This window comes from Pseudobdellovibrionaceae bacterium, from assembly GCA_023898385.1.
Lineage (GTDB): Bacteria > Bdellovibrionota > Bdellovibrionia > Bdellovibrionales > UBA1609.
Map to the genome: position 1 here is coordinate 347,326 of CP060220.1, position 13,806 is coordinate 361,131.

At 46.7% G+C, this 13,806-nt stretch carries 13 protein-coding genes; 10 read left to right on the forward strand and 3 right to left on the reverse strand.

Annotated features, from left to right (window positions below; genetic code table 11):
- The first annotated feature begins 15 nt into the window (after nt 1–15).
- From H6626_01455 to H6626_01475, 5 genes are all read left to right on the forward strand, one after another.
- Nucleotides 16–3,246: a tetratricopeptide repeat protein gene (locus H6626_01455; GenBank protein USN47785.1), complete on the forward strand. Its 3,231-nt coding sequence runs from the start codon at nt 16–18 to the stop codon at nt 3,244–3,246.
- A gap of 120 nt (nt 3,247–3,366) precedes the next feature.
- Nucleotides 3,367–5,343 (forward strand): AgmX/PglI C-terminal domain-containing protein, encoded by a 1,977-nt coding sequence (locus H6626_01460; protein ID USN47786.1) that lies wholly within the window; start codon nt 3,367–3,369, stop codon nt 5,341–5,343.
- Between the two features lie 92 nt (nt 5,344–5,435).
- Entirely contained in the window at nt 5,436–6,083 is a 648-nt protein-coding gene (locus H6626_01465) for a MotA/TolQ/ExbB proton channel family protein (protein USN47787.1), read from the forward strand.
- A gap of 2 nt (nt 6,084–6,085) precedes the next feature.
- Nucleotides 6,086–6,511, forward strand: a complete 426-nt coding sequence (locus H6626_01470) for a biopolymer transporter ExbD (GenBank protein ID USN47788.1) — start codon at nt 6,086–6,088, stop codon at nt 6,509–6,511.
- Nucleotides 6,511–7,077: a biopolymer transporter ExbD gene (locus H6626_01475; GenBank protein USN47789.1), complete on the forward strand. Its 567-nt coding sequence runs from the start codon at nt 6,511–6,513 to the stop codon at nt 7,075–7,077. The genes H6626_01470 and H6626_01475 overlap by 1 nt, the downstream gene beginning before the upstream one ends.
- 8 nt (nt 7,078–7,085) lie before the next feature.
- Here H6626_01475 and H6626_01480 read toward each other — a convergent pair whose 3' ends face one another.
- On the reverse strand, nt 7,086–7,364 hold the full coding sequence (locus tag H6626_01480) for a hypothetical protein (GenBank protein ID USN47790.1): 279 nt from the start codon (nt 7,362–7,364) through the stop codon (nt 7,086–7,088).
- A gap of 282 nt (nt 7,365–7,646) precedes the next feature.
- Between H6626_01480 and H6626_01485 the strand changes: the two genes are divergently transcribed.
- The 4 genes from H6626_01485 (at nt 7,647) to H6626_01500 (ending at nt 12,072) form a co-directional block, all read left to right on the forward strand.
- Entirely contained in the window at nt 7,647–9,599 is a 1,953-nt protein-coding gene (locus H6626_01485) for a hypothetical protein (GenBank protein USN47791.1), read from the forward strand.
- A 144-nt stretch (nt 9,600–9,743) separates the two neighbouring features.
- A complete protein-coding gene (locus H6626_01490; protein USN47792.1) occupies nt 9,744–9,956 on the forward strand; it encodes an AbrB/MazE/SpoVT family DNA-binding domain-containing protein in 213 nt (70 codons plus the stop codon).
- Entirely contained in the window at nt 9,953–10,327 is a 375-nt protein-coding gene (locus H6626_01495; GenBank protein ID USN47793.1) for a type II toxin-antitoxin system VapC family toxin, read from the forward strand. The genes H6626_01490 and H6626_01495 overlap by 4 nt, the downstream gene beginning before the upstream one ends.
- A 146-nt stretch (nt 10,328–10,473) precedes the next feature.
- The gene (locus tag H6626_01500; protein USN47794.1) at nt 10,474–12,072 is read left to right on the forward strand and encodes a hypothetical protein; all 1,599 of its coding nucleotides are present in this window, start codon (nt 10,474–10,476) and stop codon (nt 12,070–12,072) included.
- 99 nt (nt 12,073–12,171) lie between these two features.
- On the opposite strand, the gene H6626_01505 is transcribed toward H6626_01500, so the two are convergent.
- Entirely contained in the window at nt 12,172–12,510 is a 339-nt protein-coding gene (locus H6626_01505; protein USN47795.1) for a hypothetical protein, read from the reverse strand.
- Nucleotides 12,511–12,605: 95 nt separating this feature from the next.
- On the opposite strand from H6626_01505, the gene H6626_01510 reads away from it, so the two are divergent.
- A complete protein-coding gene (locus tag H6626_01510; protein USN47796.1) occupies nt 12,606–13,169 on the forward strand; it encodes a hypothetical protein in 564 nt (187 codons plus the stop codon).
- A 16-nt stretch (nt 13,170–13,185) separates the two neighbouring features.
- Here the strand turns inward: H6626_01510 and H6626_01515 are convergent, their stop codons facing one another.
- Nucleotides 13,186–13,773 carry a PilZ domain-containing protein gene (locus tag H6626_01515; protein USN47797.1) on the reverse strand — a complete coding sequence of 196 codons (588 nt, stop codon included), beginning with the start codon at nt 13,771–13,773 and terminating at the stop codon, nt 13,186–13,188.
- Between the last annotated feature and the right edge of the window lie 33 nt (nt 13,774–13,806).

The following is a 13,806-nucleotide window of genomic DNA, read 5'->3' on the forward strand; positions in this document are numbered from 1 at the left end:
GCAGTGCTAGATCGAATGAAGTTTTTTGCATTTATCCCCTGTTTACTGTTGTTGGTCTCAAAGGCCTGGGCCCAGGAGCTGAGTTTGGCCGAGATGCGTGAGGGGCTTGAAAAGATCGAGCTAAAAATAGACGAAACACGCGGGCAGATGGACACAGTAAGGGATGCGAAGTTTTTGCCAGAGTTATACTTTATGTTGGCCGACCTGTATTCGAAGCAGAGTCGATTTCAATATACAATCAAGGTGCGTGAAAACAAAGGGACGCCCGTAGAAGAGCTTGATTTTACAGCCGAGCTTCGGCCTAAGTATCAGGCCATTCAGGTTTACGACACGATCGTCGAGAAGTTCCCAAATATTGAATTTGTAGATCGAGCCGTTTTTTACAAGGCCCACGAACTTCGGGAGCTCGGGCAAGCCGAAGAAATGATTCGCACTTATCAGCAGTTAACTCGGGATTACCCAAAAAGTAAGTATTGGGAAGAGGCCCAACTCATTGTTGGAAACTTTCAATTTGATAACGAAAAAAACGTAGAAAAAGCCTTAAAAACATATCGGACGATCGTAGTTCGGAAACGCAACCCCCTCACAGCAAAAGCGTATGAGCGAATGGGGTGGTGTTATATCAATTTAAGAAAATTCGATAGTGCTCTTTATGCGTTTGAAAAGGTTTTTAAGACCTATCTGGATGGCTCAGAGGGTTCTATTTCTACAGATGAGATCCGGCAAAGCGATGTGAGAAAAGATGCATTGTTAGCTATGGTTTGGCCCTACAGTGAAGTGCCGCCTAGGAAGCTAAAAAAGCAAAAATCAGGTCGTCATCAAGTGATATCATATTTCAAGGTTCTGGCCCCTGATGTGATCACCTATCGCAAGGGCCTACACAAGTTGGGTGGTCGTTTGACCATTAAAAAGCGACTCATTGATGCGACCCAAGTTTATTTTGAACTGCTTCGTCTGACGACCAAATTAGAAGATCGTATTGACGTGATCGAGCGGCTTTACGTATCTATGAAAAACACCCTTAAACCTTGGCCGGTGCGAGGTTTTGTGGATGAGATCATATCCACTTCAGAGAGAGTGAAATATGCAGGCGACCTTAAGGACAATGAACGAAAAAAGTATTTGCACGACTTTGAGATCTACGCTCGCGATGTGGCAACTAGGGCCCATAAGCAGGCGAAGCAGACAGGCAAGCCAGTGGATCTTGAGTGGGCCGCGCGTGATTATGAAACTTATTTGAGTTTTTATGGTGACAGTAAACATGCCGACAAAATTCGTCTTAATTTAGCTGAAGCCTATTATCATTTGAAAATGGGCACCGAAGCGGGCCGTTACTATGAAGAGTTGGCAAAAGTTGTGAGAAGCAAAAAAGGCCTTAAGGACATGCAAGAGTCGGCCGTTGAGTCGTACATTTTGGCGCTGAAGCGCACGAATAAATTGACGCTATTACAACGAACTCAAGCCCGTTACGGATTGAGGTCTATGGGCCGGGCCTATATAAAAAGTTTTCCTAAGAGCAAAATTGTACCAGAAGTATGGTTTAACGTGGCCCAATCTTACTACGACGAACGTCGTTTTAAATTGGCCATAAAGTACTTAACGGGTTACATCGATAACTTCCCTAAAGGCAATAAGGTTTCGTTGGCGGCCAATCTTGTGCTAGATGTGTACAACCAACAAGAAGATTACGACGGACTAATAAAGGCTGGAAAACAAATTTTAGCCAACAAGTCTATTGCTGATCAAAGTCTAAAATCCGGCGTGGCTCAAATCGTACAGCAAGCAGAGCTTAAGAAAATTCAAGTCAGCACAGGTGGAATGAAGTCAGACGATTATTCAAAAAATCTATTAAAATTAGCTAGCAAATATAAAGATTCAAAATTGGGAGCCCAAGCCCTTCATGAGGCCTTTTTATCTTTAAAGTCCAAAAGAGACCCGGATATGTTTAATGTGGGTGAGAGTCTAGTGGTCAAATACGCTAACACCAAATTTGGCAAGCCAACACTAACAGACATGGGCCAGGTGGCGCTAGCCACGGCCGACTTTAAACGAGCTGTGGTGTATTTTGAAATTTATGCTGATCGCTACAAAAGCGACAGTGCCGCCAATGCATTGCTAAAGAATGCGGCCGAGATGCGTGAATTTATGGGCGACTATAAACTGGCTGCAAGAAATTATCGACGCCTGGGTGATTGGGCCTCTGTGGCTCGAATGGACTTTCTCAGTGCAGACTGGAGTTCGCTATCTAGGACCGCAGAAAATGCGCCGGGAGTTTACGGTCCCTATTACCAGGGTGTGGCGCAGTTGAAACTGCGTGGGCCAGATGCTGCAGCTGACCGCTTTCGCCAAGCCAGTGGGTTTAGTGGTGGCTCCTATGAAGAGCAAGAAATGGTGGCCCACAGTCTTTATTTATTGGCCGCATCGGATCTCAATGATTACCGGAGAGCCGGTAGCGGGCGGGGAGACGTGACAGCCGCCGTCACTCAAAAAGTGCAACTGCTTAACAAGATGACGGAAAGTCTCAATAGAGTCATAGCCACAGGAAATGGCAAATGGATCATTTCCGCGATGTACACCCAAGGCCAGATCAACCGAGAATTTGCAAGTTTCTTAAGTAAAGCTCCGCTACCGCCTGGGCTGTCTGGCAGTCAAAAAGCCATGTATAAAAATGAGATTGCCAAGCAGGCCACTCAATATGCGGCATCGGCAAAGCAGTTCTTTAAGCAATGCAATCAAAGTGCTGAAAAGTATGAAATATTTAGCCCATTCACGGTGGGTTGCCTGAGTGGCGGCAAAAAAAATGTGGATGAGTTTCAGGTGGGGGCCGGTGGCTGGACGGGCTCTACCGCCGCACCAAAAAATGCCCTGGCCATTCAAAAACAACTGTACGACAGCCCTCGCAATGTGGGTTTATTAAAAAAATTATCCAGTGTTTATATGGCCAGTAGAAACTTTGGACTCGCTCAAGTTGTACTAAATCGTGCCCTAGAGATTGAGCCCAATGATGCGTCGTTAATGTCTGAAATGGGTTTGGCCTTTATGTTTATGGATCGTCCCGATGATGCCAAAGTGTGGTTTAAAAAAGCCATAAAGAGAAACAAGAATGACGTGGTTGCCCTTTGGGGTATGGCCGGCTTGTTTCATGAGTACCGTATGCCTAAGAAAAAGAAACAATACCTTGATCGGGCCAAACGGGCCGGGCGGCCCACGGGTGTTCTACCAAAGGCCATCAAGTCACTGGGATAGTTGGGGCTACCCTAACCCCTTGGTCCAGTTTCGCTTCAGAGTTTAAGAATCCTATCCTCTGCTCCGATCAATATATGAATTTAATTTCATAAATGAGCCATGTTCGATCAAGGTAGGATTATGGGAAAAGTCAAACTAACAGTGAGATTACAAGATGCAAGTGGAGAGATATTTTGCAAAGAATTCTCAAAGCTTCCCATATTAATTGGCCGAGACGCCACCTGCCACGTTCAGTTGCCAGACAGCGATGAGTTTCAATTGATTCATGCCATGATCAAAGAGCAAGATGGCCTACTAGTGGTTGCAGACAACAGTGGCGAGGGATTTCTCTATATGGGAGATTCAAAACCCTTTTTGCCCATTCACGAGAAATTAGTTTTTAGCTTAGGTTCAGTTCGCATTATCATTGAAGACAGTTTTGGTGAAAGGGCCGCAGTCGACACTTTTTTCGGTTCTAAAGTGTCAGATTTAGAAAAAACAAAGGCGTTTATTCCAGAAGAGTTTTTCACCAATCTCAAAGAAGGGGTAGTACCCACAGTTCAGACTGTGCAAAACTCCAGTGGTGGCACAGAGTCTTTGTCGGCGTCGGCCAATTCAGGTGGTGACTACGGCTTTCGGCCAATGGATGTAATCACTAATGTGAGACACTACATTACTAAATCTTTTGGTATTGAAAAACTGCGTCCAAAAAAGAAAATGCCCCGCCGATCTAAATACGATTTACTGGTGTCTGTGGTGTGGCGCGGAGTTCTGTACGACTCGAAGGTTTACCGCCGGGGTGAAGAGGTTGATTTACGAGACCGAAATTCCTACAAAAGTGTGTATTTGCCAAATCTCAAAGATGAAGCGCTCCACGTCAACTATGTGGAAAAAAATGCCGAAATTGAAGTTCCTACGATTTTTCCAGGTGAACTGAAAAGAGGCGAAGAGGTTTTTAGCGTAAAAGATGTGGCCACGATGGCGACAGGTGAAACGGGCCACACCGTCCATGTGGTAAAGCTCATATTGGGAGACATGTTTACCATCTATCTCGGTGATGACATGTATTTGTGCTTTAACTATGTGCCAAGGTATCGAGAATTTCGCTTGAAATTTGTGCCCGGTGAAGAGTTAAACTTTAATGAAACGGCCACATGGTCAGTGGCCCTGCACACACTCTTTATTCTGATGATTGCTATTTTTGCTCCAAAAATCGATGCACCTCAAGTGGAAGGGGTGCCTCAGAGGTATGCAAAGCTTTTGGTGCCGCCAAAACCCAAAGAGATTGAAAAGAAAAAGCCGCCTGAGAAAAAAGTGGTGAAAAAAATTGAAAAAAAGAAGCCCATTGTTAAGGCTGAACCCATCCGTAAACCAAAGAAGGTCGTGGTTCAGAAGAGCCAAAAAATCAAGCAGATGAACAAGTTTCCGTTGAAGCTCGAGTCGAAACGAGTGACCAAAACGCCAGCCACTGTAGTAGGAAAGGCCCCAGAAAAAATCACTGAGGTCAAAAACGTAGGGGCCCTCGGGGTATTGGGAACTCTCGGAAAAACACCTACGCAGACAACAACGCCCGTGGTGATTAACCCGAGCCCGAACGCTGGTGGTTTGCCTAACCCAAGCTCAAAGGGAGTGATGGGGCTACTTAAGTCAAAAGGTGGTAAATTAGCTGCCGGCGGTACGGGCCAGGCCGTTAAAACTAAAGGTCTCGGTTTTGGGACAGGGACCGGCTACGGTGTGCAGGGTAAGCGAGGTGTTGCCGGCAGTCGGCAGGTGGCGGGCCAGGTGATCGGGTCTCCTAAACTTATGGAGCTTAAGCGCACAGAGGGTTTGACTCGAAAACAAGTGATGGACGTTGTGAATAAGTATGTGGGTGAAATTCAGCAATGTTATGAGCAAGCGCTTCTTAGTGATCCCGGGCTTCGGGGTCGGGTGGAGTATGAATGGCTGATCACGCCCGGTGGACAAGTTAAAACCATCAAGGTTGTGAGCTCAGAAATGCGCGGCGGAGGCTCTTTGAACTCCTGTGTGTTTAAGGTGTTTAAGGGCATGAAGTTTCCAAAAGCCAGAAATGGCCAAGAGACGGTTCCCCGCATTGGATTCCCATTTGGAAGGCTCTAATCGACCTAGACTTTGGTGGGGTTACTCAAAGTCGAGCTAGTCTAGAAAAAACAAAGTCAGTAACATGATGGAAGACCTTAAAGGAGACCGTCATGTTACAAGATCTAGCGGAAAAGTTTCAGGCCGGTGGGCCATTTATGTGGCCGATTTTATTATGTTCAGGTTTGGGATTGGCAATTATGATAGAACGATGGTTGGTGTTGAGAGCCGCAACCAACGTGAGCAAAGAAGAGCTGCTAGATCGACTGAATAGTTACATTCTAAAAGGTGACTTGGTTAAAGCTGTTCGAACCGTATCAAAAACATCAACTCCTTTAACAAATATCGTACATTCGGGCCTAGTGACGGTGGCTAACGGTGGAACGTCAGAAGACGTTCAAACCTCAATGGATGCCGTAGCGCTTAGAGAAATACCGCGCCTAGAAAAGCGGATTGGGCTTCTGGCCACGCTCTCAAACATTGCCACGCTGCTGGGGCTACTCGGTACAGTAACAGGTCTTATTGGTGCCTTCGCGGCGGTTGCAAAAGTAGCAGCTGACAAAAAAGCCGAAATGTTATCAAGTGCCATTGCCGAAGCGATGAACACCACAGCATTTGGTCTTATTGTGGCCATTCCGCTGCTTGCGGCATTTGGGTATTTGAACTCGAAGTCGCAAGAAGTCACAGACGATATTCATGAGACAAGTGTTTCAACATTAAATTTTATAATGGTCCACAAAGACAAGTTTAAAAGCTCATAACAATGGCTAAACAGGTAAACGAAGAACTCAACTTAACACCCTTTATTGGGCTATTTGCCATGCTGGTGGTTTTGCTGCTGGTCACGGCAGTGTGGAACCGCGTTTATGTTTTTCAAACTAACACATCGGCATCGACAGCTTCGGATTCGTCGACTCCTCCCAAAAAAGAAGTCACATTGAGTGTGACCATAATGGGTGACCGCTTGGAGATGAGTGAAGATGAAAAGGGTACGACCATTATGCATCAAAACGACGAAGTCAATAAAGAGCGGTTTATTGCAACGTTAGGGGAGTGGCGGCAGCGGTATCCAGAGAAAAAAGATGTGGTTTTAAATACAGATAACCGAGTGCCTTATTATCAGTTGATTGAAGTGTTTGATGTACTAATAGGTCATGATTGGCCCGATGTGGGAGTGAGTACGCAATAATGTCTAGAGCTAAGGGGAGCGCACGGCGCCTGCTTGTTGAACCAGGTTATCATATTAGATCTAAATATGATTTGCCCCATTTGCGAGCGCGAAAAACCGACAGTGCCGGTAAAGATTCCAACGTGGTGCTACCACTGACCTCAATGATCGACATGTTTTCAATGCTGGTGATTTTCTTGCTATTGAATTTCTCCTCGACGGGAGAAGCTTATTTTATCGCCAAAGATGTGAAGCTGCCCGAAGCCTCAAACCCCATCCCCATGGAAAGCTTGCCCCTCATCTCGATCACAAAAGACTCAGTTATTTTCGATGCCCAAAAGGTAGGGGACAACCCACTGCATGTGGAAGAAACAGATCAAGAGTTGCCGCAGTTGCGAGCCGCACTTCAAAGAATTCAAGACTTTCACAATCGCCTAGAGCCGGGTAAACCCTTCAAGGCCGGTGTGAATATCCAGGCCGACAGGTCCACGCCAGTAATTTATATTAAGCGGGTTATGAACGCCCTTATTAGCGAAGGTTGGACGGTGATTAACTTCGTCGTCAGAAAACCCGAGGGGACAGAATAGGCCTTTGCCTATTGATACTTGTAGCGCACCTTCATTTGAGCGCGTGGTAGATCTTCAACGGCTTCTTGTCGGTAATTGGTACGAAATCGCACATAGTTTTTAAGTTGATAGTCTTCGCGCCCCACAATTCGAAGCTGCCCATCATTATGAAGTTCACCCTTGATTTGCACATCATCCAAATCAATTTTATTGCGAGCTTGCGCAGAGTCTAAGTCCAGAAGCTGAACAGTGGCCAAAGTGGCCGCGAAAGTAAAAGTAAGACCTAAGAGCCTTAAAATTGTAGTCATGATTTCCCCCTCATCAGATACATCCTAAAGCTAAAGAAATGCAATTCCAGTGCCCACAAGCCACCGCCAGAAAGCCGTACGCGGCCCAGTGCTGTCTAATCTTTGGGTGGCAGCTCTCAACTCTGACAGAAGAGGGGCCAGGCAGAGGGTGCCATGTTCTAAACCAGCGACCTTCGATATAGCCGTCGCCCTTACACAAGTCTCATTTTGAAACAAATCTGATGCAAACGGATTTAAGTTTTGGGGTTCAGTTTTTGAAAAAGATGCCGATAAAAGTACAGTATGAAATCGATCACTCAATGGCTTTGTCTCATTTTAGGATTTGCCGTTTTAGCGTCTCTTGCGGGTTGCAGGCTTGGGGACAATCGTCTTAATGGCCGAATTCGTGATGGATCTTCATTATCAGGACCTTTGCAGGTTTCGAGTCTCTCTGATGGCGTGTTTCCGGGGCAATCGTTAACAATTACCGGTGAGGGTGGGCGGCCGCCCTATCAGTACACGCTCGTGAGTGGAGGCGGGTCGATTGATGTTTCAACGGGGGTTTTTACAGCGGACTCGAGTATTGGCGAAAACATTGTTCGGGTGACCGACTTGGCTGGCAACAGTGCCGAGATTTCTGTGTTTACCGATCCACAGCGACTTTTGGGTGAAAACGGTCATGAAGGCGGAATTTGGGCGAGCAACGTAGCTGAGTCTGATGATTATTGGGTATATGTAATGGACGCGGACAATGATGGTGAAAAAGAGCTGATGATCACGAATAAATCCACTGGCGCGTCGCAAACAATCACTACCGATGGTTACATTTATATAAATGACTATAAGTCCGCGGCAAATGTGAAGTTGTTGAGCATCGGTCCGAATGCAGGGTCCTACGACTACTATTTCTTAAATGTACAAACTGGGGTCCTAACAAATTTTGAGGGTTTTTTCTCTCCCTCGGAGTCTGTATTTGACCCTATTATCACACAAAATGGCCTGTACGCCGTTGCCAGAGTGACTATTGGCGGCGGTGGTGGCTCGGCGTTGTATTCAATGCCAACTGATTTAAGCTCGGGGCCTATTCAGCTCAATCCCAATTTAGATACGGGAGAAATCACCTATGATTGGGCTCTCACCCCAGATGGAGCAAAAGCTGTTTATATGTCTAATGAAGATGGCCACGGGGGCTTTGAACTTTTTGCCGTCGATATTGGCAATCCAAGTAGTGTGGTGCCACTGAGTGAGGATATAGGTTCGGGTGGGGATAGTGTGCCTTCAGGAATTGGGTTTCAGTTTAAAATCTCACCCAATGGGCTTTATGTCGTCTATGCGGGTGTCCCCACTGGCGCGCCGCCATTTAAAGACAATGTCTATTCGGTGGCGATCGATGGCAGTTCGCGCACTCAGATTAAGGCGGGGTCGGGTTCATGGGGGGTGGGGTTTTATCGGGCCCCTCAGTTTATGTCAGATTCATCCACTGTGGTTTTTGAAGGCAGGTTTGACGACAATAGCCGAACGGATGTTTTTTCGGCGACGGTAGGATCCGCAGGGAGCGCTGTGCGTATGAACAACACAGCCGTCGCCAACGGTTTGGTTTTCAGTCTATCGGACTCGGCATGGTTTTATCGGACGAGCAGTATGTTTTACACTATGACTATTGGGAGTTTTGAAAGCACCAATCCGGTATTTAACGTTGCGGGAAATCCCCTCTTGTACACAGTGGCAATGAGCCCGGATCAATCCAAAATCTCATTCCAGTTAGATAGCCCGTCGGGGGCTGATGAGGTTTATGTGTCCGATTATGGCATTACGGGAGGCCTTAAAGTTCATATTGATTTTCCGAGCCATGTTGATATTGGTTCTTCTCCAAAGTGGCTCAGTGATTCATCAGGTGTGATTTTTATGGCTGACGTTGCTGTTAATCAAAAAAAGCAACTCTTTTTTGCGCCTGCAGATGGCAGTGGCGAAGTGGATTTGAGTGCCAGTGTGCTGACAAGTGGTCAGGTCTCAGCCAATTGGCTTTTGAGCGATGGTCGCGTTGTTTTCGTAGCCAACCCAGAAGACGGTGGAAGTTCCAATCTTTACATCATTAATCCCGATGGCAGCGGGTTGCAAAAACTATCGGGCAGAAATTTTCATGACGGCGCCACGATTTTAAACGCCAAAACTGTCCCTGGTGAAACCTCCATTCGTTTCATTTCCAATCGCTACACTGCAGTTAAATATGAATTATTCGAGGTTGCGATCCCATAGAAGGATTCCGGCCAGATTTTGGCTTGCAGATATGCCGCATGATTCTAGGTTTGTCGTGCGCGAAGTGGCCCCGTTTGAACGTTGAACGCTATTGACATCGATATTATTATAGTTTAACATAATTAAAGTTAGTAGGGGCATTTTATGGCTGTTAAAGTTTCGTCAAAATATCAAGTTGTCATCCCTGAAAAGGTGAGGACCTTGCTTGGGCTTCAACCGGGAACCCAAGTGGATGTAATAGCCAAGGGCGGCATTGCCTATATTGTGCCAGTGCCTGACATAGAGGACCTTAAAGAAAATCTTGAAGGCAAGCTGTCTACCAAAAATGTGAGGGATAAAAAGGACAGAAAGTTTTGAAGACCAAGGTTATAGATTCGTCCTGCTGGATTGAGATTTTTGCAAATGGGGCATTGGCAAAGAAGTGTCAAAAGGAAGTCAGCACGGCTAAAACCATAGTGGTGCCCTCGCTGATAATCTATGAAGTTTATCGAAAAGTTAAACAGTCTATTTCAGATGAAAGTGGCTTGTCAGCCACGGCCTACATTTCTCAATTTGAAGTAAAACCTTTAACTCGGGAAGTGGCACTTTTGGCGGCAGATTTGTCACTGCAATTTAAATTAGGAACAGCCGACAGCTTGATCTTGGCCCATGCTCATGAACTTGGGGCAGAGCTCATCACTCTCGACAATGACTTTAGAGGGTTGCCCAGCGTTCGAGTCCTAGCCTGAAAGCGACAGTAATTTCCCTGATAAACGCCGGGAAAGTATCAGCCGGCGATGGTCTCAAATAACGCATAAAAACCCCGTATTAACCCCTCATATTGACCCACACATTTCCCTTCAGTTTTTTCAAAAAATGCCGATCAAAGTACAGTATGAAATCGATCACTCAGTGGCTTTGTCTCATTTTAGGATTTGCAGTTTTGGTGGCTCTTGCGGGTTGCCGGCTTGGGGATAATTCTATCTCGGGTCGGTACAAGGAGAGCTCTAGTGGTGTTGGTGTCACCATGCAGTTTTCGAGCGGGTTCAACGAAAAGACTTACCTTACTGAAATACTGGTTGAAGTGAGCTTTACTGAGCCGGTAGAGTCCTTGACGGCGACAGATTTCAGTATCACAAATGGAACCATCACGCAGATCGTCGGCAGTGGTTTTTTCTATACGCTAACTGTCGCACCCACTTCCTATGGGGCCGTGGCGGTGAACTATTTGGAGTCAGCGGCCCATCGTCCGGCGGCTCCCGTGCCGACGTTGTCGATCGAATACACTCGCTACCCTTATCCGGTGAAAACCTTTTCACGTCCGAATACGTCCAGTGGGGGGTTCAGTTCCATCGCGTCTATACCTAACTCCTCAGATCAGGTGCTCGTGGGCAATTTTTCGGGAGGTTTTCAGAGTGGCATTTATTTACGTCGAGAGACGGAAGCGGGTGAGGTGGTGTGGGACAAGTATTATACAACTTTTTTCTATTTTGATGACGTGATCATAGGTGATGACATTGTATATGCCGTCGGAACACCAATGGGCTTCACATCCGGTATTTTTGCACTAGATTTGGCAACAGGGGCTATTCATTGGGCCAGAGCCGTTGCCAACTCGGCACCGTCAACCATGGATTTTGGTGAGGGTTTGGTGGCTCTTGATAGTGGAGACCTCTTAATGTTTAGTCAGACCAACAATGTGTCAATGGGTGACATGGGCGGCACAGTGGTAAAGACTGACTCAGATGGAACCATTGTTTGGCACAAGCGTTTTGGTGGAACCGGTGGCAATGACAGCTTGATTCAAGATGCCGTTAAAAGCCCCAGCAATACGGGCGTGGCAATTGGTCGCACTTCCACCGGCATTTGGTTTTTTGAAGTGGATGGCGATGGCACGGTTATCCAAAACAAGTCGATTGACCCCAATGCTTCAGGCCCCTTCAACGCTCAGGCAATCACCCCAGCAACCGGGGGCGGGTATTATGTGGTTGCTGGCACAGGTGACCCGGTGGGCATATTAAAACTAGACAACACTGGCGAAGTTGTTTGGTCATGGACGGCGAGCGGACCCGTTAATTTCAGTCTTGCCGATGTGATTGAACTCTCCAACGGTAATATAGCGGCAGTGGGCGGGATCAATAGCCCATCCGCTGGAGTCGTCATGACCTTGGATACATCGGGACAATTTTTGTGGGCAAAGCGTTTTGAAACGATGTCATTTTCATCGGTGACAGAAGCAAGCAACGGAGCTTTGAAAGTTGTAGGCGCTGCATCCATAACGATGATCAACGCCGATGGCACACCGGTTCAGTATGATTGCAATGAGTGGAGCGATTGGGCTCCTAACGTAATCACGCCGGCCACTTACACGGTCAACGCTGGCCCATCCCAATCCACGTCCAATATCAATGACAATCAGGAGTACACGAGTGGTTTTCTTGATGCCGTGGCACTTCCCTTTAATGGCAGTGAATCTCTAGTGTGTGAACCTTGAGTCGAAGTGAGAAAACTAAACGCTCAATTTCAGCTGGTTAAATAGTGCTGCGCAAATCGGATTTAAACTTGCGGGGCACCATGTTGGGTACGTTTGTTTTTATTTCGCAGCGGGTTTTCTTGGTTTGGCCGTGCGTTTGCGCGCTTGTTTGCGCAATTTCTTTGTGTGCGATTTCTTTGGCTGGGCGCTTACTTTTTTGCCGGTGGCTTTTTTTGTGGTCGCCTGTTTTTTGATAGATTTTGATGAAGGCTTCCGCGGGCTTTTTTTCGTGGGCATTTGTTTTTTTAGCAAAGGGTGATTTTTTTGTACCGTAGGCGGTGAAAAGGGGGCCACGGCGCCCTCTACGGGCAGGTCCTCTTGGATGATCTCAGAGCTTATCGGTGACGGCTCCATTCGAACCGGGCGAGACCATGCATCCTTTGCCAAAAACGAAGCCATAAGGCATATTGCTAGTGGGTAGATGTAAAAAGCGCCGAGTGTTTTCATAAGAACGCTATCGGATGAATCGATGAAATACTTTAGTGGGGGGAGTGATGGATAAATTGAGGCTAGCTAAAGGTCGGGGTTTTTGGCTTGGTGTAGTGGTCATTGCCCTGCTACTGCCCGTTGACGGGCAGGCTCGTTATAAATTTACGGGTTTTACGCCTGGGGCACAAAGTGTGGGATTTTTGTTGGGAAGCCCCCTTAAGTTTCAGTATGAGTGGTGGACCCACCGGGCCAATTCTTACTCCGTTGATTTTGGTCTGCATTGGAATGGAGCCTTGCAAACAGGCTTCAACTACAATGGCTATTTGTTGAATGAATCGGATCATTGGTTTGGGCAAAAAGGATATGGCGCCTTTTTGGCCCGCTGGCTACTAGGAGGTGTGGTTGTGGTGAACACCAATAGTGAAGAAGACACCTTTAGCGGCGTGGGAGGGCGTTTGGGGATGGGTTTTGATTACATATTGCCTTCGCAAAAATGGGTGATCACCGGAGAGGTTTTGGCAGATTTGTTTGTGGTGGGGCCGCACGTGGCGGCACTTGAAGGTGGAATTGGTATGAAATACGTTTTTGGAAATCGCCGTTTGCGTAAAGTAAAAAAGCAAAAAGACTAACGGGTTTGTATTGGGTTTAATTAACCTTCGGGTAGTTGTGAAAGAGTAAATACTCTCGCAAAACATCCAGTTGCGGCGTGGGCAAAAAGTAAATCCGGGTCAGTGTTTCATCTGCGGAAACCGACTTACACGGCATAGTGAGCGCGTTTTTAGCTGAAAACTTCAACACGATTTCAAACTCTTTCATGGGTCGGGTGGGAAGCGCGTTTTTTAATCGACACCCTCCCATAGAAATATCAACAGTTTCATTGTTGAGTATGTAGCCTAAAAAATTCACTTCCAAAGGGATGCATGCCGAATATCTTTGGCTGCGGCGAAGATCTAAAGGGGCATCGTCGGAGATGATAGGGGCCTTATCTGGTGGTGGCGCTGGTTTTTGCAAGCGCACGGACCCGGCCTGCGGTTTCTGTAGAGTTGAAACATTGGCAATGTTTTCCCATTTGGCCATACCGGGGCGCCAAAAGTACCAAAGGGGAACATCTGACGACTTAATTGAAGAGACAATGGCCTGAAATTGGGTGAGGTTCAGGTTCTCAATAACGGTTTGAGCACCTCTGTGGTAAAGGCACCAAATGCTTTCTAAAAGGCTTTTTTCCGTACCCATGCTTCTATGAAAACATATTCACTGAAATCAGGT